Consider the following 24,333-nt stretch of genomic DNA (forward strand, 5'->3'; position numbering starts at 1 on the left):
AACGATCATCCGGCCCGGCCACCCTCCAAGGCAAGGCGCCCGACCGGCGCGCCCCGTCGAGCGGGAGCGGGGCTACGATCCTCGTCATGGCCCTGACCGTGAACGACGTCGACCGGTTCACCGCCTCCAGGCCTCGCCTCGAGGCCATCGCCTATCGCCTCCTCGGCTCCGCGAGCGAGGCCGAGGACGCCGTGCAGGACACGTTCCTGCGCTGGCAGACCGCCGACGTGGACCGCATCGAGGTCCCCGAGGCCTGGCTGACGAAGGTCCTCACCAACCTGTGCCTCAACCAGCTCACCTCGGCCCGCGCGCGACGCGAGACCTACGTGGGCGAATGGCTCCCGGAGCCGCTGCTCGCCGGGGACCCGATGCTCGGTCCCGCCGGCACGGCCGAACAGCGTGAATCGGTCTCGTACGCGGTCCTCACCCTGCTTGAGCGCCTCACGCCCAACGAGCGGGCGGTGTACGTGCTGCGGGAGGCCTTCGCGTACGCGCACCGGGAGATCGCCGAGATCCTCGACCTCACCGAGTCCGCCAGCCAGCAGATCTTCCACCGCGCCAAGAAGCACGTCGCGGACGGCAGGTCCCGCACCGAGGTCGACGAGGCCGCCGCCCGACGGATCGTCGAGGAGTTCCTCGCGGCCGCCACCAGCGGACAGACCGACCTGCTCGTACGGATGCTCACGAAGGACGCCGTCGCGATCGGCGACGGCGGCGGGAAGGTCCCGGCCCGCGCCAAGGCTTTCGAGGGCGCCCTCGCGGTCGCGAAGTTCATGCGGGGCCTGTTCAAGCCCAGCCCGGCGAAGCGCTCCCTCGTCGGCGGTTCCGCCGACGTCCACGTCACCACCGCGAACGGCGCTCCCGCCGTGGTGGCGGTCGTCGACGGGCGGGTGGTCGGCGTGATGTGCCTGGAGATCACCGCCGAGGGCATCGTCGCCTTCCGTAGCCAGGTCAACCCCGACAAGCTCCACCGCGCGACCGGCCGGTGGGCCGCCGCCGACCACGGGGAACCCCTGTACACGGCCTTCTGAACCCGGTGTGAGCTGCTTCACACCGGGCTCCTGTCAGGAATCGTCGGGCTGCCCGGTTCAGGAGGCGAACCCGCGGAAGACAGGAGCACGGACATGCAGCACCGCATCATCGTTCTGGGAGCCGGCTACGCCGGAGCCATCGCCGCCGGGCGCATCGCCAGGCGGCTGCACCGCGACGACATCGCCCTCACCCTCGTGAACGCCGAGCCCGACTTCGTCGAGCGCGTCCGGATGCACCAGCTTGCGGCCGGCCAGGACCTCAGGCCCCGGCCCCTCAGCGAGGTGTTCGCGGGCACCGGCGTCGAACTGAGGCTCGCGAAGGTCACCGGCGTCGACGTCGACCGCAAGACCGTCACCGTCACCGCCGTGGACCCGAACGGCCACGTCACCGCCGTGAATGCGGACGGCGCCGGGCGAACCGGGCAGGCCGACGGCGCGGAGGAACTCCCCTACGACACCCTCGTGTACGCCCTCGGCAGCGCCTGGAACAGCCAGGGAGTCCCCGGCACCGCCGAGCACGCCCACGACATCGCAGGTCGCCCCGGGGCGCTCCGGCTGCGCGAGCGCCTGGCCCGGCTGGACGCCGGACAGCCCGTGGTCGTGGTCGGCGGCGGCCTCACCGGTGTGGAGGCCGTGACCGAGATCGCCGAGTCCCGCCCGGACCTCGACGTCGCCCTCGCCGTCCGCGGCGACCTCGGCGACTGGCTCTCCCCGAAGGGCCGCCGACACCTGCGGAAGGTCGTCGACGAGCTCGGCGTCACCGTGCACGAACGGACCGCGGTCACCGCGGTGGCGGCCGACCACGTCACGACCGCCGACGGCACCTCCCTCCCGGCCGCGGTCACCGTCTGGACCACCGGGTTCGCGGCCCATCCCCTCGCCAGGGCCACCGGCCTGCAGGTCACGGACGCGGGCCAGATCGTCGTCGACGCGACCATGCGCTCGGTCTCGCACCCCGACGTGTACGCCATCGGCGACGCCGCCATGGCGCTTGGCCCCGGCGGGAAGCCGCTGCGGATGGCCTGCGCCACGGGCGGCCCCATGGCGTGGCAGGCCGCCGACGCCATCGCGGCACGGCTGACCGGCGGAAAGATCCCGAACATCCCGCTCCGCTACTTCAACCAGTGCGTCTCGCTCGGCCGCAGGAACGGCCTGATCCAGTACGTCACGGCCGACGACCGCGCCGTGGAAAGGGCCCTGACGGGCCGACTCGCCGCCACCTACAAGGAACTGGTCTGCAAGAGCGCGGCCTGGACCATCACCAACCCCACCCTGGGCCTCCCCACCCGCCGCCGCCACATCCAGAACCCCCAGCCCCACCAGAACACCGCCACCCGGGTCCCGGCCTGACCCAGGAGCCCCCGGCCACATCGACCGCGAGTAGCCGCACCTTCCAGCGCGCCTGTGGCACGGCGTGCGGTCACTCTGTAGCCCGCGAAGCGAACGTCCGGCCGTGCCTTCGCCCACCCGTCCGCCTTCTTGAAGCAGCAAATCCAGAGCTGCTGGAGAACAGGAATTCAGTCATGGGCCTCGACATCGCAAGGGAAACTTGAAGGCGGCACTGAGCCGTGAATTGACGGCGGATGGGTCCCGTCCACCGCTTCTGCGGGTGGACAGGACCCATCGAATTATCGCTTTCAGGAAGGAATGGAAATGATCCGCCAAGCGACCATTCCTGTGGCTCCAGCCGCCGCGTTGATGTCGATCGGCAACTGTGCCGGGGCATTCTCGACACGCTGGCCTGCCGGTACTCCGTCACACGGCACGGACTGGGGCGGCTTGTCTGCGATGACGACCTTCACGCTCCCTGTGCCGACGCAAGCCACGGAGAGCTTGTAGGCCCTGCCCTTCTTGAGCGGGGAGAGACTATGCACGCCTTCCCGAACCCGCTCCAGCCCGGATTCCACGAATTCCGGGTCATCCGGCGAGACGGTATCCAGTGCAGCCTTGGCGCGCTTGCCCTGGTCTTCCTCGCTCTCCCCGTGGGGTGACCGCGTCACAGTGGGCTTCGCCGATGCCGACGGGGTACCCGAGGGTGTCGCACTGTCGGTGCAGCCAGCCGCCAGGAGGGTTACGAGAACGAGGGTCGTTCCCGCGGCCAGTGGCTTACGCAGCGCCGTCACGAGCTCGTCTCCCAGTAGCGCCACCCGACCTCCGAGGAGGGCAGCTTCGCGGTTCCGCTCTTGATGAGCTTCTTGCCGCATCGATCCGCGCTGGTCTCGTACTTGGCCCACTTCACGGAGTACCCCCAGGACCCGTACTGGAGATGACCGTACTTTCCGCTGGTCACGTTCCTACGGTATTCGTGCCCCACAGAGACGCCCACCTCAGTGCCGACCTTGGCCGAAATCGAGACCTTGGCCTTGGCGACGATGCCACTGACTTCCACCTCCCCGCCCACACTGACCTCCCGATTGATCTTTCCCGACTTCTCCACCTTGACCACCATGGTGCCTCCCGGCCCGTCCTTGAAGGACGCGCCTGCCCAATTGGCGGGCATGTGAATGCTGGTCTTTGAGGGGATTTCGATCCAGGTGCGGCGAGGGTTGTCGCACGCCTGCGAGCCGGCCTCCCCATTGGTGGCTGTCTCCGGCAACTGCGCCAACGAGTCGTCCTCGGGAGCAGCCTCCTCCACTACCTCCACCGGAGTGGATATGGGCTCCAGCGCCTCGATTGCGGCGTTAGCCGGAGATGCCAAGCTGCTCAGCAGAGCCAGAGCGAACACCGGGACGACAGTCCCTCGTGCTGTAAAACGCATAGTTCCCCCACGTTAAAGCTGGTCGTGAGGCCACCTGTCAGGTCAGTGAGGTGGCCGCGCAGAAGGACCGTAACCGTGTTCACGGAGGAAAAGGGAAAAAGAGTGTTCTTCTGAGCAAGAATTGAGGAAGATGGTTTTCGGCCGCCCGCGCCCTCAACTGGCCATCGGCAACGTCATGTTGTGCTACACCGGCGCCCTTCCAACCTCGACGTTCACAGGGGCCTCATCCACCGTCGTTGACGTCAGCTGTGGATGTCGACTGTCACCGGTCGGCGAACGGCCGCCGATAGTCCGAGGCCTCCCCGACGGCGAGTCGGTTCCTCGCGGACGGGGTCGCCCGGGACGATCACCTCTTCGCGGCCTGGATGCTTGTGCTGTGCCTCGGGCTCCGCGGGGGTGAGGTCCTGGGCCTGATGTGGCCTTCGGCACTCTCAGATCACGATGACGATGGAGGTGTACGCCGAGGCGAGCGAGGAACAGGTGCGCGCCGCGATCGGCAAGCTGTCCGACGCCATGGGCGGTGACGGCTGACCCGGTTGCTGTACTTCGCTGCTGTACGGACCTAACGCAAGAGGCCCCCGGATCTTTCCGGGGGCCTCTCACCTGTGTGCACTCGGCAGGATTCGAACCTGCAACCTTCTGATCCGTAGTCAGATGCTCTATCCGTTAAGCTACGAGTGCTTGTTCTCTTGTTTCTCGTCTTCGCTCCCCGGCCTTTCGGCCCGCTCGCGGCGACAGGAAGAACATTACATGACTGCCGCCGCCATGTGAAATCCATTGGCCACACCCCTTGCGACCTGCGAAAACGCCGTCCCGGGGCGCGGTGGGGAGTCGGCGTCCCGGCGGCCTCGGCACCGGGCGTGCGGGCGGGAACGGGCCGAAAGAGACCGGGGTCACAGATGCCGCCGGGACGCGGTCGGGAACGGCCGAAGCCCCGGCCTGGGGGCCGGGGCTTCGGTAGGGGCGGAGGCGGAGGGATTTGAACCCTCGATGGGCTTTAAGACCCAAACCGCATTAGCAGTGCGGCGCCATAGACCGGACTAGGCGACGCCTCCATGCACCCCGCGCATACGCGAGTGGTGCGTGCAGATGATGACACAGGCGAACCGGCTGTCACCAATCGATTCTCACCGTACTAGCCCTCCGGGGTCGAGGGCAAAGCCCCACGGCGGCTTCCCCGCCCCTCGATGCCCCTCGGATGCCCCCCGCAAGTCCCTCCGATATCCCCCCGAAGTCCCTCGCCGAGCCGTCCCGCCCGCCCGGCGCAACCCCGGTTGCGCAACGCCCCGGCGCCTGGAGCGTTAGAGGGGGCGGGGCACGCATGTGCGCGCCCGTGCCCGCCGTACACCCTCGCTCCTGGAGATCCCCATGCTGCGCCTCGCCCTCGCGACCCTCGCCACCACCGCCGTCGGCGCCGCCGGACTCGGCCCGCTGCCGCTGCCGCTGCTCTCGCCGCCCGACACCCTGACCGTGACGGTCGCCGAGAGCGGCCACCGGGAAGCCGACGGCACCTTCGAGCTGACGTGCGCCGACAAGCCCGGCGGGAACCACCCGGCCCGCGCGAAGGCCTGCGCGCGGCTCGACCAACTCGCCGAAGCGGGCGGGGACCCGTTCCTGCCGGTCCCCGAGGACCAGATCTGTACGCAGATCTACGGCGGGTCCGCCGTCGCGCACATCACCGGCACCTGGCAGGGCCGCACGGTCGACGCCCGTTTCTCCCGCGCCGACGGCTGCGAGATCGACCGCTGGGAGAACCTTGAGCCGGTCCTTCCCCTCGTCAGAGGGTGAGGACGGGGTGAGGCGAGGGGTGAGTCGGGGCCGGGGCAGGGCATGAGGAAGGGGGTACCCCCGGAGGCTCCCTTAGACTCCCTTCCGTGACAGGCCGCGGCCCGAGGGGCAAGATGGGGCCGGCCGGCCGATAGGCAAGCGCGTGCAGTGCGTCAGGGAGGAAGCGTCGTCGTGAGCAGCAGGCCATCCCGAGGCGCTGCTCGCCTCGCAGCCATACTCGACGCCCTCCCCGACGGCCTCGTGCTCGTCAACTGCAACGGCACGGTCGTCAACGCCAACACCATCGCCCTCGGCATGTTCGAGACGCCGGGCACCGCCCTCGTCGGGCGCGGTCTGCTGGACCTCCTGCCGCACTTCGACTCGCGGCTCATCCCCGGTTCCATGCGCCGCCCCGAGGGCACCGACGAGCGGGGCCGTACCAAGCCGACCCGGATGATCGCCCGCCGTACGGACGGCGGCGAGTTCCCCGTCGAGGTGACCAGCGCCAGCCTGGAGGACGGCCGCGAGGCCTACGACTCGTACAGCGGTTACACCGGCGACGAGCTGCTCATGCTGGTCGTACGGGACCTCACCGGCACCCTCGACACCGAGGCCGAACTCGCCCGCTCGCAGCGGCAGACCGAGATGATCCTGCGCGCCGTGGCCGAGGGAGTCGTCGGTACGGACACCGACGGCCGGATCGTCCTCGTCAACCCCGCCGCCGCGCAGATCCTCGGCTACCGCGCCGGCGAGCTCGGCGGCCAGGAGCTGCACCCGCTGATCCTCGCCAAGCGCGCCGACGGCGAGCCGTTCCCGTACGAGGGGTCACCGCTCGCCGACACCCTCAAGTCGGGCCGCAAGCACCGGGTGCGCGGGCAGGTCCTGTGGTCGAAGAAGGGCGAGCGGGTGCCCGTCGACCTGACGACCGCTCCGGTACGCGACGGCGACCAGCTCGTCGGCGCCGTCATGACCTTCACCGACCGCAGGCCGTACGAGCAGCTCGCCGAGGAGCACGCCGCCGAACTCGCCGACCGCGCCGAGCGGAACGCGGCGGAACGGGAGGCACAGCAGGAGCGGTACGCCGCACTCGCCGCCCGGCACGAGCAGCTCACGGCCGTCCTCGCCGAGTCGTTGCGCGGCCCCCTGGAGGAGCTGCGCACCCAGCTGGGCGCCCTCGCCGCCGACGACGCGGGGCAGCTGTGGCCCGAGGCCAACCAGGTCCTGCACCACCTGACCGCCGGGTACGCCCGGATGACGGCGCTCGTCGACAACGTCCTCGGCTACCAGCGCCTGGACTCCGGCGCGGAGCGGCTCGACAAGCGGGTCGCGCTCCTCGACGCGGTCGTGACCGCCGGCATCGACCGGGCCGTCGAGCTGATCGGGCCGGGCCGCGCGCAGTTCGCCGTGCACGCGCCGCCCATCGAGGCCGAGGTCGACGCGGCCCGGCTCGCGACGGCACTCGCGCACCTCGTCGCGGACGTCGCGGGCGTCGACGCGACCGGCAAGAACCGTGCCGCCGCCCCCGGCGCCGCGCCCGCCGACTCCACGATCGTCGTCGCGGCAGCACAGCGCGGTGATGTCGTACGGATCGAGGTCCGCGGCCCGTACGCGGGCGGCGACCCGGTCCACGGGCCCGTCGTGCGCGGGATCGTGGGGGCGCACGCCGGTGTCGTGCAGACCCACGAGGTGCCGGGGACGAGCGGCGGCGCGTACGTCCTCGAAGTCCCGCTCGGCAGCGGGCGGGGCACCGTCCCCGCGGCGCCGAGGGCCACCGCACAGGCCGGTGGTGGCCGCGAGGCCCTCGCGCTGCCCGTTCAGGCCGGCGCTCCCTACACGCCTCCGCCGGCGGCGGACTCCCCGGAGACCTCCGGTGGAGGGCGGCGCCGGGCCCGGCGCGGTTCCACGGACGCCTTCCTGGAGAGCGCGGTCGCCCCCGACGGCGGTACGGAGCCCAGTGGGCGCCGCCGTGCCCGTACGGGCGGGGCCGCCGGACCCGCCGAGCTGATCCCGGCCCAGCAGAACGCGGCCGTCGACTCCGCCCCCCTCCCGTCCGCGGGTTCTGCCACGCCCGCGTCTGCCGGCCCGTCCACCGGCGCGTCCGGTGGCTCCGGTGGCTCCGGTGGCTCCGGTGCCTCCGGGGTCGAGCCCACCGGGCGCCGACGGGGTCGGCCCGCCGAGGGTTCCGTGGTGACCGCCGCCGAGGGTGCGCAGGGGCGGGCCGCGCTCGGCGCCGCCGTGCCGCCGCAGGGTGTCGCCGTCGAGCCCCCGGCCGCTCCCGCCCTGGCCCGCGCCCTTCCGGCCGTCGCCTCCGGTTCGGGTTCCGGTTCGGATTCCGGTTCCGCTTCGGGGTCCGGTTCCGGTGAGGGTGGGCCCGAGGGGCAGCCGAGTGGGCGTCGTCGCCGGGCGTTGGCCGCCGCTCAGGAGCGGGCGGCCGCGGCCGAGGCCGGGCCCCGGACGCCGTTCGCGCTGCCGCCCGCCGACGCCGACCGCCCGGAGCCTGACGCCGGGCCGCTGCCGGGCCCCGGGCCCCTGCCGGTCTCCGACGCGGGGCAGCACGAGGCCGTACGGGGTGTCCCGGACGCCGCTCACACACCTCCGCAGCCCCATCCGCACGCGCAGCCGCCGGGGCGCGCCCCCCAGGGCCCCGTCCCGCCGGTCGTCCCCCCGGCCATGCCGTCGGCCGAACCGACGGGGCGTCGGCGGGCCGTCGCGCCGCCGCGGCCGGAGCCGGAACCGCTCTCGCAGCCGCAGGCGCCCCGTAACCGCACGGGTTCCGGTACCGGTACCGGTTCCGTGCCGCTCCCGCCCGAGTTGCCCATGCCCAAGGACGCCAGCCACGGGCGGGCGTTCAGCGTCCGGACCCTCGGACAGGGCGTCCCCTTCGTCCCCCCGGCCGCCGCAACCCCTTCCGCGCCCCCGGCCCCGGCGGCCCCCGTGGCACCGGCCGCTCCTGCGGCACCCCCAGCCCCCGCGGCGCCCGGCGCGCCCTCCAACGGTTCCGGGCGGCGGCGCAGGCTCGCCACCCCGCCGGAGGTCGACCCCCCGGCCCCCGCGCCCGCCGCCACGCCCCCCGTACCGGCCGGGGGCGAAGCCAGGCCGCACCCGCAGACGGAACCGTCCGCTCCGGCGCCTACGCACCCCGAGCCCGCGCTCGGGCTCGTCCCCGCCGCCCCCGAGGGCCGCGCGTACGCCATAGGAGCGCCCGCCGCCGGTTCAGCCGAGGGACCCGAGCCGCTCGACGGCCCCGGCGGAGCCTTCGAGGTCGCCAACCGTCCGGCCCCGCGCCCGGTCGACGACGAGCTGCCGCCCGAGCCCCTCGACAACCCGCGCCGACTGCTCGTCTGGCCCGCGCCCGACGTCTCGACCCAGCAGGCGCTGAGCGACCGGGGCTACCGGCCGGTGATCGTGCACTCCCGTGAGGAGGTCGACGCCCAGATCGCCGCCTTCCCGGCCGCGCTCTTCGTCGACCCGCTGACCGGGCCCATCACCCGTACCGCGCTCCAGTCGCTGCGGCAGGCCGCAGTTGCCGCCGAGGTGCCCGTCCTGCTCGCGGCCGGGCTCGGTCAGGCGACCCGGGAGGCCGCGTACGGCGCCGATCCGGCCGTACTCCTCAAGGCGCTCGCGCCGCGCGACAGCGAGCAGCACCCGTCCCGGGTCCTGCTGATCGAGGAGCACGAGGACATCGCGGAGGCGCTCGCCGCCGCTCTGGAGCGGCGCGGGATGGAGGTCGCGCGGGCGGCCACGGACACGGAGGCGGTCGCGCTGGCCACGCAGACGCGGCCGAACCTGGTGGTCATGGACCTGATGCAGGTGCGCCGCCGCCGGGCCGGGATCATCGACTGGCTGCGGGCGAACGGGCAGCTCAACCGCACCCCGCTCGTCGTCTACACCTCGGCCGACCTCGACGAGGAGGAGCTGCCGAAGCTGTCCTCCGGCGAGACCGTCCTCTTCCTCGCCGAGCGCTCGAACAGCGCCGAGGTCCAGGCCCGGATCGTCGACCTGCTCGCGAAGATCGGCACCAACTAGCCCCAGGGGGCCGGTTGATGCCGATCGGTCGCGGCCGGGGCGCCATCACCCCGTCACGGCTCCACAGTTCCGTCACGGCGTACGGCTCGCTCCGGCACCGCTGTCGGCTCCGTAGCGGCGTACAGGTCCGACACCGCTACCAACTCCGTGGCGGCGTACAGCCGAAACCGCTTTCAGTTCCGTCACGCCTCTACAGCTGCGTCACGTCCAGCGTGCCCTCCGCGTACTGCCTGCGGATGACCTTCTTGTCGAACTTGCCCACGCTCGTCTTCGGCACCGCCGGCACGATCGCCCAGCGCTCCGGCAGCTGCCACTTGGCGATGCCGCCCTCGTCAGCGAGGAAGGCCCGCAGCGTCTCGTAGTCCGCCGACGCCCCCTCCTTGAGCACCACGGTCGCCAGCGGACGCTCGCCCCACCTGTCGTCCGGCACGGCGACGACGGCGGCCTCGGCGACCGCCGGGTGGGCCATGAGGGCGTTCTCCAGCTCGACGCTGGAGATCCACTCGCCGCCCGACTTGATGACGTCCTTGGCGCGGTCGGTGAGGGTGAGGAAGCCGTCGGGGCTGATCACGCCGACGTCGCCGGTCTTGAGCCAGCCGTCCTCGCTGAACTTGTCGGCCGGCCGGATCGCCTCGCCGTCGATGCCGCCGAAGTACGAGCCGGCGATCCAGGTGCCGCGCACCTCGAGCTCACCGGCCGACTCGCCGTCCCAGGGCAGGTGGTCGCCGCCGGGGCCGACCAGACGCGCCTCGACGCCGGCCGGGAAGCGGCCCTGCGTGATCCGGTACGGCCACTCCTCCTCGGGCGTCAGACCGGTCGGCGGGTGGGCCATCGTGCCCAGCGGCGAGGTCTCGGTCATGCCCCAGGCGTGGCAGAGGCGGACGCCGAGTTTGTCGTACGCCTCCATCAGGGAGGGCGGACAGGCCGCGCCGCCGATGGTGACCTGGGTCATGGAGGAGAGGTCGCGGGGGTTCGCGGTGACCTCGGCGAGCAGGCCCTGCCAGATGGTGGGGACGGCGGCCGCGTGGCTCGGCCGCTCGCGCTCGATCATGTCGGCGAGCGGGGCGGGCTGGAGGAAACGGTCCGGCATGAGCATGTTGATGCCGGTCATGAAGGTGGCGTGCGGCAGACCCCAGGCGTTGACGTGGAACTGCGGCACGACGATCAGGGTCGTGTCCTTGTCGGTGAGGGCCATCGACTCGGCCATGTTCACCTGCATGGAGTGCAGGTAGATCGAGCGGTGGGAGTAGACGACGCCCTTCGGGTCACCGGTGGTGCCGGAGGTGTAGCACATGGCGGCGGCCGAACGCTCGTCCAGCTCGGGCCAGTCGTACGTGGTCGGGCGGCCGGCGATCAGCTCCTCGTAGTCGTGGACGCGCGGCGCCACGCCCTCCAGGACGGAACGGTCCCCGGGGCCCGCGACCACGATGTGCTCGATCGTCGGCAGGTGCGGGAGCAGCGGGGCGAGGAGGGGGAGAAGGGAGCCGTTGACGAGGACGACCCGGTCGGCGGCGTGGTTGACGATCCACACCAGCTGCTCGGGGGGCAGGCGGAGGTTGAGGGTGTGCAGGACCGCGCCCATGGAGGGGATCGCGAAGTACGCCTCGACATGCTCCGAGTTGTTCCACATGAGGGTGGCGATCCGCTGGTCGCCGGTGACCCCGAGTTCGTCGCGCAGGGCGTTGGCCAGCTGGTGCGCGCGCGCCCCGGCCTCCGCGAAGGTGCGGCGCTGCGGCTCGGGCTCGCCCGTCCAGGTGGTGATGGTGGACTTTCCGTGAATCGTCATCCCGTGCTTGAGGATGCGGCTCACGGTCAGCTGTACGTCCTGCATGGTGCTGTACACGGGGCGTCCTCCCGGTGGGCGCTACGTGGCAGAAAGGGTGGGGAGATTCTGCGCACATACCAAGCGGTATGTCACTACCCGGGAGTACGAAAATTGCCAGTGATGACTGGCGGGACCCGCTCGGCGGCGCCGGTCCCTACCGTACGGGTGTCAGTTCCGGGTCCTCGCGGAGCTTGCCGAGCGCCCGGGACACCGCGCTCTTCACCGTCCCGACCGATACCCCGAGGACCTCGGCCGTCTGCGCCTCGCTGAGGTCCTCGTAGTACCGGAGGACCACCATCTGACGCTGCCGCTCCGGCAGCTTCATCACCGCACGCCACATCGCGTCGTGCAGCACCTGCCGCTCGGCCGGGTCCGGCACCGGGAGGCCCACGGGCTCGGGCAGCTCCTCACAGGCGAACTCGTCCACCTTCCGCTTGCGCCACTGCGACGTACGGGTGTTCAGCAGCGCGCGGCGGACGTAACCGTCCAGCGCCCGGTGGTCCTCGATGCGCTCCCAGGCGACGAAGGTCTTGGCCAGCGCGGTCTGCAGCAGGTCCTCGGCGTCGCAGGGGTTGGCGGTCAGGGAACGCGCGGTGCGCAGGAGCACGGGCCCCCGCGCCCGTACGTACGAGGAGAAGGTCGGGTACGACGCGTACTGCGAGGCACCGGCACAGACGGGGCCAGAGGGTGGCGGAGTCATGGCTCCACGCTAGGAGGCGAGGGGTGTCCGGGGGATCGGCCCCAGGTCCCGACCCGCAGTCCGCCTCAGGTTGTAGGGGTGGGGACCGCTCCACCTCCTCTGGGTGGAGGCCCTGGGGGACCTCCTCAGGGTCGTGGGGTCCTGCCTCCTCGACGGGGCCGGGGGACCGGCGGCGCAGAGCGTCTTCCGGGGACCTCTGTCCAGGCCGGTGACCGACCGGTGCACCCCGCGCGTCCGCCACGCGTGCCTCGCGCGCCCCCAGGCGCCCCCACGCGCCCCGGCGCGCGGACGGGTCCAGAGGGACCGTAGGACCAGAGGGACCGCAGGACCAGAGGAATCCCGAGCCCTTACGGGATCTCCTGACCCACAGCCGATTCGAAGGCGGCGTACGCGTGCGCGTCGAAGAGCACGAACCGCACTTCCTCCACCTCGGTACGGGCCGCCCGTACCGTCTCGACGGCGATCCGGGCGCCGTCCTCCATCGGCCAGCCGTAGATCCCGGTGGAGATGGCGGGGAACGCGACCGTGCGGTCCCCCAGTTCGTCGGCCACCCGCAGCGATTCGCGGTAACAGGAGGCCAGCGAGTCCGATCGGTCCACCTCCCGCGACCAGACGGGTCCGACCGTGTGGATCACGTGGCGGGCCGGCAGCCGCCCCGCCGTGGTGGCCACGGCACGCCCGGTCGGCAGCCCCTTGCCGTAGTGAGAGCGGCGCAGGTCCTGGCAGGCGGCGAGGATCTCCGGGCCGCCCTTCCGGTGGATGGCTCCGTCGACTCCGCCGCCGCCCAGGAGCGAGGAGTTCGCGGCGTTGACGATCGCGTCCGCCGGTTCGGCGGTGATGTCCCCCTGCACGAGCACGATCCGCACCACAACAGAACCCCTTCCCCGGTGACCTTCCCGACGAGGCCATGAAACCCGATCAACCCGAAGGGGCGCCCCGTATATGTCTCCGGGGCGCCCCTGACGGGCGATGCGCGCCTCCGCGCTACTGCTGCGGCGGGGGCGGGGGCGGGGAGTTCGGCGGTGGGGCGTCCGGCCCCTGGCCCGTGCCGCCCATCTGCTGCCTGAGCTTCTCCTGGGCGGTGTCGACGTGACTGCTGTACTTGCCCTGGGTCCGGCCGTCGACGTAGTCACCGGCCTTGTCGACCCCCTTGGAGGCCTGATCCTCGTGACCCTTCAGCATCCCCTTGAGCTTGTCGAACACAGACATCTGGCCCTCCTAGCCGCTGTTTCAGCCCCTCCAGCATCGCGGCATCACCCGAGTCGCGCATCCGCTGAGCGCCCCGCCCCCGCCCCCGACGCCGTACGACCGCCTGACGCAGGACGCGCAAAAGGAACGGCCCCGACCGAATCACCTGGTCAGGGGCCGTGCCCACTGCGGTGGGCCCTACCCCTGAATCGGCAGCTCCGGATGTGTGAACACGAAGAGCATGTACGCAACGGCCGCTGCCGTACCCACCGACGAGAGCGCCAGGCCGGTGAGAGGCTGCGCACGGCTGACGCCCTGGCGTGAGGCGGCACGGTATTCGATGGCACCCAGGACGAGGCCCGTGAGGCCGAGCGGCAGGGCCAGAACCCAGACGAGCATCCAGAACGGGCAGCAGAACCAGAACGCAGCGGAAGCCGCACCCACAACGACGGAACGGCTCATCCTCCCGGAAATGTCGCCGGTCGGATCATCAGAGGGGGTCATTCCCCGATCAAAGCATCAGGGTAGGCAGGCTCAGCAGCCGCCCTGACCATCAGCGTGCCCCGCGCGTGCCCGATCCAGCGGGGAGTCACGGGAAACATCCAACTGTCACATCGAACCGTCACATCGAACCGTCACGCCGTCCGGACATGCGAACGGCCCCCGACCGAATCACCTGGTCAGGGGCCGTTCCGCTGCGGTGGGTGTGGGATTTGAACCCACGGTGACTCGCGCCACGACGGTTTTCAAGACCGTTCCCTTAGGCCGCTCGGGCAACCCACCCCGCGCCGTCGGTGTGTCCACGGACGGCGCGGGGGACAGCCTAGCCGGTCAGTTGTCGCCGGTGCGTTCGCCGAGGGTGACCGTGGTCGTGGAGGTCTTTCCGTCGCGTTCGTAGGTGATCTTGACGGAGTCGCCCGGCTCGTGGGTCCAGATCTCGCTGATCAGGGTCGGGCCGCTGTCGATCTGGCGGTCGCCGAAGCCCGTGATCACGTCGCCCGCCTTCAGGCCCGCCTTCGCCGCGGGGCCGTCGGGGACGACCGAGGGGGTGCCGCCCGAGCCCTGGGAGGCGATCGTGGCGCCCTCGCCCCTCTCGTTCATGTTCACCGTCGCGCCGATCACCGGGTAGACCGGCTTGCCGGTCTTGATCAGCTGCTGGGCCACGTTCTTCGCCTGGTTCACCGGGATCGCGAAGCCCAGGCCGATCGAGCCCGCCTGGGACTGGCCGAAGCCGCTGCCCGTGGACTGGATGGCCGAGTTGATGCCGATCACCGCGCCGCTCGCGTCCAGGAGCGGGCCGCCGGAGTTGCCCGGGTTGATCGACGCGTCCGTCTGCAGGGCGCTCATGTACGAGTTGCCGCCGCCGGAGCCGTCACCCGAGGCGACCGGACGGTTCTTGGCGCTGATGATGCCCGTCGTCACGGTGTTGGACAGACCGAACGGCGCTCCGATCGCGATCGTCGAGTCGCCCACGGCCACCTTGTCCGAGTCGCCGAGCGGCAGCGGCTTCAGCCCCTTCGGCGCGTTCGTGAGCTTCAGTACGGCCACGTCGTAGCCCTCGGCCCGGCCGACGACCTCCGCGTCGTACGCCTTGCCGTCAGGGAACGTCACGGAGAGCGTGCCGCCCTCCGCCGCCGACGCCACCACGTGGTTGTTGGTGACGATGTGGCCCTCCTGGTCGTACACGAAGCCCGTGCCCGTACCACCCTCGCCCTCGCCCTGCGCGGCGCCGGACTTCGCCTGGATCGTGACGACGCTCGGCAGGGCCTTCGCCGCGACCGCCGCGACCGTGCCCGGTTCCCGCTTGAAGGCGGCCGGGGCCTCGCCGGAGGAGACCGTCGTCGAGCTGACGCCGTCGTCGCCTCGCTCGGCGGCCCAGTAGCCGACACCGCCGCCGATGCCGCCCGCGAGCAGCGCCGCCGCGAGGACGGCCGCCACGAGCCCGCCGGTCCGCTTGCGCGGTGAGCCGGGGGCCGGGGCCGCCGGCGGGGGCGGGGTGCCCCAGGCCGGCACGGTCGGCGGAGGCGGCGGCCAGCCCCCCGCCGCCGCGGGAGCGGGAGCCGGGGCGTGGGCAGGGGCGGCGGTGGAAGCGGGGGCCGCCGCCATCGCCTCGGGGGCAGGGGTGGACGTCGGGGCGGCTGCCGGCGGGGGCGGCGAGGTCTGCGGCTGCGTCGGGTGCTGCGTCGTCGCCCGGTCCGGCGTCGTGGAGGGAGGTGTCGGCGGGGCGGACGGGGCAGCCGGGTCCGCCGGAACCGCCGTGCCCTCGTTCTCGGTGCTCACAGCTCGCTCTCCTCGTTGACTGCGCGGGGTGGTGGTGCCTACGGGGTCACCTACGGGTTCCAGGGTGCTGCACCAGCTTTTCCCACCGGGCGTCAGGGCACTGTAAGGCGGAGCTGTGCGTTCGCACCTCTTCCTTTATATACGGGCAGAACGGACGCCTTCCGGTGCGCCCGCGTCGCCCCGCCAATGGCACCATGACGCCGTGACTCACGCACGGCAGCACCCGAACCGCGTCCCCCTCCAGGTCGTCGCCCACCGTGGAGCCTCCGAGGACGCACCGGAACACACCCTGGCCGCCTATGTGAAGGCCATCGAGGACGGCGCCGACGCCCTGGAGTGCGACGTCCGGCTCACCGCCGACGGCCATCTCGTCTGCGTCCACGACCGGCGCGTCGACCGCACGTCGAACGGCCGTGGTGCCGTCTCCGCCCTCGAACTCGCCGATCTCGCCGCCCTCGACTTCGGCATCTGGAAGGGCCGCGAGGACTCCGGCGAGAGCCCCGACCGGCGCGCCCCCGGGTCCACCTCCGTCCTCACGCTGGAGCGCCTCCTGGAGCTGGTGTCCGACGCGGGGCGCCGGGTCGAGCTGGCCATCGAGACCAAGCACCCCACCCGCTGGGCCGGCCAGGTCGAGGAACGGCTCCTCCAGCTCCTCAAGCGTTTCGACCTCCACGCGCCCGCGTCCCCCGACGAATCCCCCGTACGCGTCATGAGCTTCTCGGCCCGCTCCCTCCAGCGGATCGCCGTCGCCGCGCCGACGCTCCCCACCGTCTCCCTGGCCCAGTTCGTCACTCCGCGCATGCGTGACGGACGACTTCCCACGGGCGCGCTCATCGCCGGCCCTTCGATCCGGATCGTCCGGCACCACCCCGCCGTGATCCTTCGGCTCCGGAAGGCCGGGCACCCGGTCCACGTCTGGACGGTCGACGAGGCCGAGGACGTCGAGCTCTGCGAGCGCCTCGGGGTGGACGCGATCATCACGAACCGTCCGAAGCAGGTGCTCTCCCAACTGGGTCGCGACTGACCCGCGCCACCGCCCTTTACCGCCCCCGCAGCCTCTCTTCTCCCTTACGTCACAAGGGTTTACGAGAGGTTTACGGGTCGCGCAGGGCGTGCACCGGCGCGTTCGGTACCTACGCGATCGTCACGAGTGCCTCATCCCACGCGGATTGGCCGGTTTCCGGTCCAGGCCATTGGGGCATCCACACCGTGCGTGGGGCAAAGGAGGTCTCGGGGGTGGCGTTGGTGGTGGCACAAGAGGTGCCCACGTCGTCGAGCATGGCCGTACCTCATGGCCCGGCGGGCGTGGGTGAGGCGAGGCACCGGATGCGGGACGAGCTGTACCGCAGCGGGGTGTCCGATTCGGTCGTCGACGACGCGGTGCTGATCCTTTCCGAACTGCTCAGCAATGCCTGCCGGTACGGCAGGCCGCTGGGGCGGGCGGATCGGGGCGACGGAGATGTGCGGGCGGCCTGGCGGGTGGACTCCGCGGGCGGCCTGCGGGTCGAGGTGACGGACGGCGGTGGTCCGACCAGACCCGTTCCGTCGACGCCCTCGGTCACCGCACGGGGAGGCCGCGGGCTGAACATCATCAGCGCGCTGGCCCAGGACTGGGGCGTACGGGACAGCGCGACCGGCGAGGTCACGGTCTGGGTGGTGGTCACCGAGGGACATCGCCGCGAGGACTTCGCGGCCCGGGTCGGCGGCGGCTCGCGCTTCGACATCCTGGACGCGTACGACGACCTCGACTGACACGCGCGCGGTGTGCGGGGCGGCGGCCGTACGCGTCCGTCGCCGCGGCCCCGGCGGGGGCGCGCCCCGCCTGAGGGGTGTCGGTGCCCGGTGCGGCTAGGCTCGCGCCCGGAACAAGCACCGCACCGCCGCGATCGGGAGAAAGCCACACCATGGCCAAGAAGCGCCCCCAGACGAAGGCCGGCAAGACCGGCCAGGCACAGGTCACGAGCGGGGAGATCCCGGTCGTCGGCGCCCGCGAGCCGTGCCCGTGCGGTTCGGGCCGCCGCTACAAGGCGTGTCACGGCCGGGCCGCCGCGCACGCCGTGACCGAGCTCGTCCAGCGCCCCTTCGAGGGGCTGCCCGGCGAGTGCGACTGGGTCGCGCTGCGCGAGCTGGTGCCCGCCGCCACCGTGCCCCTCACCCTGAAGGGCGGGCTCCCGGAGGGCGTGCCCTCCGTGACCCTCGCGACCGTGCTGCCGATGGCGTGGCCGGCTCTGCGCCGCGACGACGGCTCCGTCCTGCTCGCCCTGCAGAACGACTCCACCTCCGGCGACCTGGCCCGCGACCTCGCCGACACGCTCCAGCGTGCCCTGGAGACCGAGCCGGGCACCCCCGTCCCGCCGCGCCGGGTGCCCGCCGAGGGCCCGCGTCTGCAGGACCTGCTGGACGCGGACGCCGCCTTCGCGCCCGAGGTCCACTCGGGCTTCGAGTTCTGGATCCCGCAGTCCGCCGACGGCGCCGACCCGGAGGTCGCCGCCTCCCTGGAGCGGGCCAACGCGGCAGCGATCCCGACCGTCAAGCTGACGAGCGTGGACTCCGCGTACTGGTGCGAGACCCCGGACAAGAACCACCTGCGCTGGGTCATGCCGTACCCGGAGGAGAAGCTCCTCGACGCGCTCGCCCGCCTCCAGGCCGGCGACGGCACCTCCATCGGTGCGGACACCCGGCTCGTCGGTTCGTTCCGTGCCCACGGTCTGATGGTGCCGGTCTGGGACCTGCCGACGTCGATGACCGCCGAGGAGTGCGAGAAGCCGGCCGCCGAGTTCGCCGAGCGGCTGGCCGGGGCGCTCGCCTCGGACGCCCCGCTCACCGCGGAGGAGCGGCGGGCGCGCGGTGGCCTCACGAACCGTCAGGTGACTCTCAGCTGATGCCCCGCGTGGTATCGGTGACTGACAGACCGACCGGTCGGTGACTTCCGCCACAACCCGGTCGGCGGACGGGTAAATCCCTGTCCGAATAACCGAGATCGAATTTGCGAACAGCAGATCTCTTGTTACCGTTCTGGAAGCCCGGTCGCTGGTGCATCCCCCGTCGCCAGCGATCGGGCCTTTCCATGTCCGCTTCCGGCAGAGTCCGGAGCGTCGACCTTCAACTTCCCTCCCCATCCGCCGTGTTGCTGCCCGCCCGCAGCAGCAGCGGAGTGCTGTCGCCCTCGCCCGTGCCCGCGAATTCCGCGACCGCCGTATACGCCGTGGCCTCGCCCTTACCGCGCTCCCCGGGCGTTTCACAGGTCCCCGGTTCGTCCTGCGCGGGGACCCGGCAGCGGACCTGCACCGTCCGTCCGCCGGGGGCCATGAGGGTCAGAAACGCGTCGAGTTCCTGGCCGGTGGCGTTCCGGTAGTACGTACGCGCCCAGGTGTCGGGGCCCTCGGCCAGTACGCAGGTCTGCGCCTCGACGCCGTCGGGAGAGGCGAGTTCCGGCCCACACCGCGAGACCCGCTCCGGGGACACCGGGGCGGAGGAGACGGGAGGGGCGGAAGGAACGGGGGCAGCAACGGACGAAGCAGGGCCCGGGGCACTCGGGGCGGTGCCGGTCGGGGGCGACGCCGGTGTGCGGGACCCGAGGCCGAGGCCCGGCAGCAGACCCCCCGCCTTCCCGTCAGCCGTGTCGGCGGGTCGTACGGGATCGCCCGCCGGCCCCGTCGGCCCCGCCGTCGCGACGAGCGGCAGCAGGACGGCGACCGTGACGGCGGCCCCGAGTCCGATCACGCGGAGGTTCACCGGACTCATGCGTCCCACCTGCTCCTGCTCGGCTGGAGATCTCGAACGGTGGGGTGAACATAGCGGCGGCCGGCGCCCCTCCGGCCGGCCGCACGCGCGTTTCCCGGAGAAGTGGGGCCGGGACGCACCCCTTCGGGTGAACGACCGAAGCCCCGGACCTCCGGCCCCGGTCCCCCGTCAGTACGCGAGTCGGCTTCCGCCGTCCGGGGCGCTGGTGCTCGCCTCCACCAGGGCGTCGACCACCGCCTCCACGTCCGGCAGCCACGGCCGGGCCGAGCCCGCGAGCGGCGCCCGTTCCCACTGGACCTGTCCGGTCCCGGCGACGGAGGGGGGCAGGAGTAGATAGCCGCCCTCTCCATGGAACCGCAGCGAACTCGGCACGCTGTCCTTCGCGTACAGCAGCTCGCCGAGCCGTTCGAGGCCGTACGGGGCGACGAGGATCGACCACCGCGTCGGGGTCGCCACCACCGGGCCGAGCCGCATGCCCGACGCGTCGAGCGCGGCGAGCGCCCGTGCGCCCGCCGCCGCGGGCAGGCTGACCGCGCAGGGCGCGCTGCCGCCCGTGGCGAGGACCACCGGGGCGTCCGGGCGCCGGGTCCACCACCAGCGGATCATCCGCTCGTCCGTGGTGGCCGCGAGCAGTCCAGGGTCGAAGGGGTGGGCGCCGGGCACCACACAGTCGGGGTCGGGGCAGGAGCAGGCGGCGGCCCCCGTGCCGATACGGTTCGTCGCTCTCAGACCTGCTCCCGGCAGGACGGGCCAGTTCCATTCGGCGAAGGTGACCGCTGCGTCACGCCGGGCGGTCCTCGCCTTCCGTCGGAACCGGAACATGCGTCGCCTTCCGAGGATCTCGCGCATGAGCGCTCGTTCCTTTCCGTTGAACGCCGAATCCACATCACACCATGTGCAGGACTTTTCACCGTGCGTATCAGCGCGTACCGCTCCGGCGGAGTGACGGCCACCCGTGGGGGTGGAGCCAGGTCAGAACGAGATGGAGCCGGGTCGGAGCCAGGGCGGTCAGAACACGTTCCCCGCCACTCGATGACGGGCTGCGGCCTGTGGCATGAGAGACGCCGGGGACCCGCGTCCCGTTCCGGGGCAGTTCCAACTGCCCCTGCCTGTCACCGATTACGTACCCAGCACGCTCGGAATGACGCGCCTTCAAACGACGCCAGTCGACCGCTAAAGGTGCACACCGGGGATAATTTTCGGCCAACTTCTCGCGGACTTCAACCCTTGCGCACCACCTCGTGGACAACCCCACGGACACCACAAGTCCCATGGGGACAATGCTGGACATCGCTCCTCTGGTGCGTGTACATGTGGATGCATCGAGCGGCGCAGGATGACATGGGGGTTTGCGATGCTATGGCGTCAAACGCACCGGTCGGAAAGCCGACTGACATGAGCGCCCCACACCTGCCGAAAGTGGCTGGAATCGATTCCACAGCTTCCGGGCCCCCGCACACTACGACGCCTCTCCCCGGGGTACCGGCGGCGGCGCCACCCTCCGACACGGTCCCCCCACCCGGGGCGCTGATCCAGGACAGGCTCGCCACCTGGGTCTCCGACCTCACCACCCTGCACGAACTCACCGAGCGCCTCATCCGCACCGCCTCCCTCGACGAGGCCCTCCGCGAGGTGCTCGGGGCCGGCGCCGCCCTCGTCGGCGCCCGCCGCGGAATGGCCGTCCTCGAACCGGCCGACGGACTCGGCCCCGCCACCACCATCGGCCTCGGCCTCGCCCACTCCGACCTCGGCACCATCGAGACCGTCCCGCGCGGCACCAGCAGCTACGGCCGCCTCCTCGACGGCATCCCCGACCCCGGCCACCCCGAGCGGGTCCCCGACCCGATCGCCATCCGCGACGTCCGCACCGAGGAGGGCCTCCACCCGCGCCACCGCGAGGTCGCCGCCCGCCTCGGCTACGCCGCCAGCTACGCCCTCCCCCTCGCCACCGAGGACGCCGGCCGGCTCGGCGCCGCCGTCTGGCTCTACGACGAGCCCGCCGAGCCCAACAACCGCCAGCGCCACCTCATCGGGCTGTACGGCCGCTTCGCCACCGAGCACGTCGCCCGGCTCCTCCAGGTCGAACGCGCCCGCGTCCAGGTCACCACCATCGCCGAGGAACTGCTCCCCACCCGCCTCCCCCGCGTCCCCGGCGTCCAGCTCGCCGCCCGCCACCGCACCGGGCCCCAGGGCGGCGGCGACTGGTACGACGCGCTGCCGCTGCCCGAGGGCGCGCTCGGGCTCTCCGTCGGCTCCGTCTCCGGGACCGGGCCCAGCGCGCTCGCCGCCATGGGCCGGCTGCGCGCCTCGCTGCGGGCGTACGCGGTGATGGAGGGCGAGGACCCCGTCGCCGTCCTCTCCGACCTGGAGCTCCTGCTCCGGCTCACCGAACCCGCCCGCTCGGCGACCGCGCTCTTCGCGTACGCCGAGCCCGCCCGACGCCGGATCGTCCTCGCCGGAGCCGGGCACGCCCCGCCGCTGGTCGTCGGCGAACGGCGCACCGAGTTCGTCGAGACCTCGCTCTCGGCCCCGCTCGGGATGCTCTCCTGCTGGGAGGCGCCGAGCGTGGAGCTGTCCCCGGCACCCGGAGAAACGGTGCTTCTCTACACCGACGGGCTCCTGCGGCGTACCGGCGACGCGATGGACCGCGCCTTCGCCCGCCTCCACGCGGCGGCCGCGAGCGTACCGAAGGCCGACCGGGGCGACCCCGGCGCCGTCGCGGACCACGTCCTGCGGAGCCTGCTGCCCGAGGGCCTCGGCTCGGCCGTGGACGGAGAGGACGTGGTCCTGCTCGCCGCCCGGTTCGAGTGACCGGCGGGTGACACAGCGGTAATGGGTCTTCCGGCCCTGGGCCCCCTTCCGTACGACCGTACGATGGTGGGGGTTCAGTGTCGTACCAAGAGGAGGCAGACCCGTGGCCGAGGAGCTCATGCCGGAGACCCCGGAAGAGACCGAAGAGCAGGCGATCAAGCAGCGGAAGAACGGCCTGTACCCGGGCGTGTCCGACGAGCTGGCCGAGAACATGAAGTCCGGCTGGGCCGACACCGAGCTGCGTGGTCTGGAGCCGATCGCCCAGGCCGACAAGACCGCCGCGCGCCGCGCCGCGCTGTCCGCCCGCTTCCCCGGCGAGCGCCTGGTGATCCCCGCCGGCAATCTGAAGACCCGGTCGAACGACACCGAGTACAGCTTCCGTGCCTCCACGGAGTACGCCTACCTCACCGGCGACCAGACGCAGGACGGCGTCCTCGTCCTGGAACCCACCCCGGGCGGCCACGAGGCGACGATCTACCTGCTGCCGCGCTCCGACCGCGGCAACGGCGAGTTCTGGCTCGACGGCCAGGGCGAGCTGTGGGTCGGCCGCCGCCACTCCCTCACCGAGGCCGAGCAGCTCCTCGGCATTTCGGCGAAGGACGTACGCGAGCTCGCCGGCGCCCTGCGCGAGGCCACCGGCCCCGTCCGCAACGTCCGCGGCCACGACGCCGGCATCGAGGCCGCGCTGACCGACAAGGTCACCGCCGAGCGCGACGAGGAACTCCGCGTCTTCCTCTCCGAGGCCCGGCTCGTCAAGGACTCCTTCGAGATCGCCGAGCTGGAGAAGGCCTGCGCCGCGACCGCCCGCGGTTTCGAGGACGTCGTCAAGGTCCTCGACAAGGCCGAGGCCACCAGCGAGCGCTACATCGAGGGAACCTTCTTCCTGCGCGCCCGCGTCGAGGGCAACGACATCGGCTACGGCTCCATCTGCGCCGCCGGACCCCACGCCACCACCCTCCACTGGGTGCGCAACGACGGCGACGTGCGCTCGGGCGACCTGCTGCTGCTCGACGCCGGCGTGGAGACCACCGAGCTCTACACCGCCGACATCACCCGCACCCTGCCGATCAACGGCCGGTACACCGACCTCCAGCGCAAGATCTACGACGCCGTGTACGAGGCGCAGGAGGCCGGCATCGCCGCGGTGAAGCCCGGCGCCGCCTACCGCGACTTCCACGACGCCGCCCAGCGCGTCCTCACCGAGAAGCTCGTCGAGTGGGGCCTCGTCGAGGGCCCGGTCGAGCGCGTCCTGGAGCTGGGCCTCCAGCGCCGCTGGACCCTCCACGGCACCGGCCACATGCTCGGCATGGACGTCCACGACTGCGCCGCCGCGCGCACCGAGGCCTATGTCGACACGACGCTGGCGCCGGGCATGTGCCTGACCGTCGAGCCGGGTCTGTACTTCCAGGCCGACGACCTGACCGTGCCGGAGGAGTACCGCGGCATCGGCGTCCGGATCGAGGACGACATCCTCGTCACCGAGGACGGCAACCGGAACCTGTCCGAGGGGCTGCCGCGCCGGGCCGACGAGGTCGAGGCGTGGATGGCAGCGCTGAAGGGCTGATCACGGCGTACGTTGGAACCGAAGGGCCCTCGTCGACCGACCGGCGGGGGCCCTTCCCCTCTTCGGGGACGGCACACCGGGGACGTCCGTCACGTCGTCCGGGACCTCACGCCAGCAGGAGAGACGGGGTGTCCTTCCACTTCAGGATCTTGTCGAAGCTGACCACGGCGCCGCCCCGGCCCGACCGGTTGCCGAAGTGCACATGATCCGCGAGCTCCTCGATCAGCCGCATCCCCCGGCCGTTCTCGGCGTCCGGCGAGGCGGTCGGCGCTTCGGCGCCGGGAAATCCAGGACCCGAATCGGCCACCTCGATCCGACAGGTCTCGCCGTCCAGGTACGCCGTGACCCGGTACGCCCCCGTCGGCGCCCCGTGCGGGCGGCCCCGTCCCACGCCGCCGCCGTGCTCCACCGCATTGGCGCACGCCTCGGTCAGCGCGACCGACAGCTCGTAGGACACGTCGGGATCGACGCCCGCCGTCTCCATCGTCCCCATCAGAAGCCGCCGGGCGAGCGGCACGCTCGCCGCCTCGCGCCGCAGATGGAGTGACCACCAGATGCTCATGCTCCGGCCTCCCGGTAGCGGCTCGACATACCTCTACGTATTGCCGCGGACGACGCTTCGTAAGCCCCCGAGGGCGA

Annotated in this window: 19 protein-coding genes, 3 tRNA genes and 1 pseudogene; 9 read left to right on the top strand and 14 right to left on the bottom strand. The window is 72.0% G+C overall.

Annotated elements, in window-relative coordinates; genetic code table 11:
- The first annotated feature begins 86 nt into the window (after positions 1–86).
- Together ABZ567_RS12995 and ABZ567_RS13000 are read left to right on the top strand one after the other, a co-directional pair.
- Entirely contained in the window at positions 87–1,031 is a 945-nt protein-coding gene (locus ABZ567_RS12995) for an RNA polymerase sigma-70 factor (protein WP_360787906.1), read from the top strand.
- A gap of 93 nt (positions 1,032–1,124) precedes the next feature.
- Complete coding sequence (locus ABZ567_RS13000; RefSeq protein ID WP_360787909.1) at positions 1,125–2,381, top strand: FAD-dependent oxidoreductase; 1,257 nt, start codon at positions 1,125–1,127, stop codon at positions 2,379–2,381.
- A gap of 287 nt (positions 2,382–2,668) precedes the next feature.
- Here the strand turns inward: ABZ567_RS13000 and ABZ567_RS13005 are convergent, their stop codons facing one another.
- The 4 genes from ABZ567_RS13005 to ABZ567_RS13020 form a co-directional block, all read right to left on the bottom strand.
- The gene (locus ABZ567_RS13005; RefSeq protein ID WP_360787912.1) at positions 2,669–3,154 is read right to left on the bottom strand and encodes a hypothetical protein; all 486 of its coding nucleotides are present in this window, start codon (positions 3,152–3,154) and stop codon (positions 2,669–2,671) included.
- Entirely contained in the window at positions 3,151–3,756 is a 606-nt protein-coding gene (locus tag ABZ567_RS13010) for a hypothetical protein (RefSeq protein WP_360787915.1), read from the bottom strand. Before ABZ567_RS13010 ends, ABZ567_RS13005 begins: the two co-directional genes overlap by 4 nt.
- A gap of 641 nt (positions 3,757–4,397) precedes the next feature.
- Positions 4,398–4,470: transfer RNA gene (locus ABZ567_RS13015), tRNA-Arg, on the bottom strand.
- Positions 4,471–4,753: 283 nt separating this feature from the next.
- Positions 4,754–4,844 (bottom strand) — tRNA-Ser (locus tag ABZ567_RS13020).
- 313 nt (positions 4,845–5,157) lie between these two features.
- Here ABZ567_RS13020 and ABZ567_RS13025 point away from each other — a divergent pair.
- Together ABZ567_RS13025 and ABZ567_RS13030 are read left to right on the top strand one after the other, a co-directional pair.
- A complete protein-coding gene (locus ABZ567_RS13025) occupies positions 5,158–5,577 on the top strand; it encodes an SSI family serine proteinase inhibitor (RefSeq protein WP_360787918.1) in 420 nt (139 codons plus the stop codon).
- A gap of 171 nt (positions 5,578–5,748) precedes the next feature.
- Positions 5,749–9,582: a PAS domain-containing protein gene (locus ABZ567_RS13030; protein ID WP_360787921.1), complete on the top strand. Its 3,834-nt coding sequence runs from the start codon at positions 5,749–5,751 to the stop codon at positions 9,580–9,582.
- Between the two features lie 190 nt (positions 9,583–9,772).
- On the opposite strand, the gene ABZ567_RS13035 is transcribed toward ABZ567_RS13030, so the two are convergent.
- The 7 genes from ABZ567_RS13035 to ABZ567_RS13065 form a co-directional block, all read right to left on the bottom strand.
- A complete protein-coding gene (locus ABZ567_RS13035; RefSeq protein WP_360787923.1) occupies positions 9,773–11,425 on the bottom strand; it encodes a long-chain fatty acid--CoA ligase in 1,653 nt (550 codons plus the stop codon).
- A gap of 136 nt (positions 11,426–11,561) precedes the next feature.
- On the bottom strand, positions 11,562–12,107 hold the full coding sequence (locus ABZ567_RS13040; RefSeq protein ID WP_360787925.1) for a SigE family RNA polymerase sigma factor: 546 nt from the start codon (positions 12,105–12,107) through the stop codon (positions 11,562–11,564).
- 347 nt (positions 12,108–12,454) lie between these two features.
- Positions 12,455–12,976 (bottom strand): O-acetyl-ADP-ribose deacetylase, encoded by a 522-nt coding sequence (locus ABZ567_RS13045; protein WP_360787927.1) that lies wholly within the window; start codon positions 12,974–12,976, stop codon positions 12,455–12,457.
- A 115-nt stretch (positions 12,977–13,091) separates the two neighbouring features.
- Entirely contained in the window at positions 13,092–13,316 is a 225-nt protein-coding gene (locus ABZ567_RS13050) for an antitoxin (protein WP_360787930.1), read from the bottom strand.
- 177 nt (positions 13,317–13,493) lie between these two features.
- Complete coding sequence (locus tag ABZ567_RS13055; RefSeq protein ID WP_360787933.1) at positions 13,494–13,799, bottom strand: hypothetical protein; 306 nt, start codon at positions 13,797–13,799, stop codon at positions 13,494–13,496.
- 194 nt (positions 13,800–13,993) lie between these two features.
- A tRNA-Ser gene (locus tag ABZ567_RS13060) sits at positions 13,994–14,078 on the bottom strand.
- Between the two features lie 48 nt (positions 14,079–14,126).
- Positions 14,127–15,575, bottom strand: coding sequence for a trypsin-like peptidase domain-containing protein (locus ABZ567_RS13065; RefSeq protein ID WP_360787936.1), 1,449 nt, complete (start codon positions 15,573–15,575; stop codon positions 14,127–14,129).
- 202 nt (positions 15,576–15,777) lie between these two features.
- Between ABZ567_RS13065 and ABZ567_RS13070 the strand changes: the two genes are divergently transcribed.
- The 3 genes and pseudogenes from ABZ567_RS13070 (at position 15,778) to ABZ567_RS13080 (ending at position 18,457) form a co-directional block, all read left to right on the top strand.
- Entirely contained in the window at positions 15,778–16,599 is an 822-nt protein-coding gene (locus tag ABZ567_RS13070) for a glycerophosphodiester phosphodiesterase (RefSeq protein ID WP_360787939.1), read from the top strand.
- A 126-nt stretch (positions 16,600–16,725) separates the two neighbouring features.
- Positions 16,726–17,327 (top strand): annotated as a pseudogene (locus ABZ567_RS13075) (ATP-binding protein).
- A 152-nt stretch (positions 17,328–17,479) separates the two neighbouring features.
- Positions 17,480–18,457, top strand: a complete 978-nt coding sequence (locus ABZ567_RS13080; protein WP_360787942.1) for a DUF5926 family protein — start codon at positions 17,480–17,482, stop codon at positions 18,455–18,457.
- 220 nt (positions 18,458–18,677) lie between these two features.
- On the opposite strand, the gene ABZ567_RS13085 is transcribed toward ABZ567_RS13080, so the two are convergent.
- The gene (locus ABZ567_RS13085; protein ID WP_360787945.1) at positions 18,678–19,319 is read right to left on the bottom strand and encodes a hypothetical protein; all 642 of its coding nucleotides are present in this window, start codon (positions 19,317–19,319) and stop codon (positions 18,678–18,680) included.
- 168 nt (positions 19,320–19,487) lie between these two features.
- Positions 19,488–20,168 (bottom strand): bifunctional DNA primase/polymerase, encoded by a 681-nt coding sequence (locus ABZ567_RS13090; RefSeq protein ID WP_360787948.1) that lies wholly within the window; start codon positions 20,166–20,168, stop codon positions 19,488–19,490.
- A gap of 570 nt (positions 20,169–20,738) precedes the next feature.
- Between ABZ567_RS13090 and ABZ567_RS13095 the strand changes: the two genes are divergently transcribed.
- Positions 20,739–22,130 (top strand): PP2C family protein-serine/threonine phosphatase, encoded by a 1,392-nt coding sequence (locus tag ABZ567_RS13095; protein WP_360787951.1) that lies wholly within the window; start codon positions 20,739–20,741, stop codon positions 22,128–22,130.
- A gap of 103 nt (positions 22,131–22,233) precedes the next feature.
- Positions 22,234–23,694, top strand: a complete 1,461-nt coding sequence (locus ABZ567_RS13100; RefSeq protein WP_360787954.1) for an aminopeptidase P family protein — start codon at positions 22,234–22,236, stop codon at positions 23,692–23,694.
- Between the two features lie 106 nt (positions 23,695–23,800).
- Here ABZ567_RS13100 and ABZ567_RS13105 read toward each other — a convergent pair whose 3' ends face one another.
- Positions 23,801–24,256 carry an ATP-binding protein gene (locus tag ABZ567_RS13105; protein WP_360787957.1) on the bottom strand — a complete coding sequence of 152 codons (456 nt, stop codon included), beginning with the start codon at positions 24,254–24,256 and terminating at the stop codon, positions 23,801–23,803.
- Positions 24,257–24,333: the final 77 nt, after the last annotated feature.

The organism is Streptomyces sp. NPDC016459, from assembly GCF_040632845.1.
Lineage (GTDB): Bacteria > Actinomycetota > Actinomycetes > Streptomycetales > Streptomycetaceae > Streptomyces.

Bases quoted from the DNA above. Each gene is read 5' to 3' on its own strand.
- ABZ567_RS13055 (WP_360787933.1), bottom strand. From the start codon at position 13,799: ATGACCCCCTCTGATGATCCGACCGGCGACATTTCCGGGAGGATGAGC.
- ABZ567_RS12995 (WP_360787906.1), top strand. From the start codon at position 87: ATGGCCCTGACCGTGAACGACGTCGACCGGTTCACCGCCTCCAGGCCT.
- ABZ567_RS13090 (WP_360787948.1), bottom strand. From the start codon at position 20,168: ATGCGCGAGATCCTCGGAAGGCGACGCATGTTCCGGTTCCGACGGAAG.
- ABZ567_RS13080 (WP_360787942.1), top strand. From the start codon at position 17,480: ATGGCCAAGAAGCGCCCCCAGACGAAGGCCGGCAAGACCGGCCAGGCA.
- ABZ567_RS13105 (WP_360787957.1), bottom strand. From the start codon at position 24,256: ATGAGCATCTGGTGGTCACTCCATCTGCGGCGCGAGGCGGCGAGCGTG.
- ABZ567_RS13040 (WP_360787925.1), bottom strand. From the start codon at position 12,107: ATGACTCCGCCACCCTCTGGCCCCGTCTGTGCCGGTGCCTCGCAGTAC.
- ABZ567_RS13050 (WP_360787930.1), bottom strand. From the start codon at position 13,316: ATGTCTGTGTTCGACAAGCTCAAGGGGATGCTGAAGGGTCACGAGGAT.
- ABZ567_RS13085 (WP_360787945.1), bottom strand. From the start codon at position 19,319: ATGAGTCCGGTGAACCTCCGCGTGATCGGACTCGGGGCCGCCGTCACG.
- ABZ567_RS13025 (WP_360787918.1), top strand. From the start codon at position 5,158: ATGCTGCGCCTCGCCCTCGCGACCCTCGCCACCACCGCCGTCGGCGCC.
- ABZ567_RS13000 (WP_360787909.1), top strand. From the start codon at position 1,125: ATGCAGCACCGCATCATCGTTCTGGGAGCCGGCTACGCCGGAGCCATC.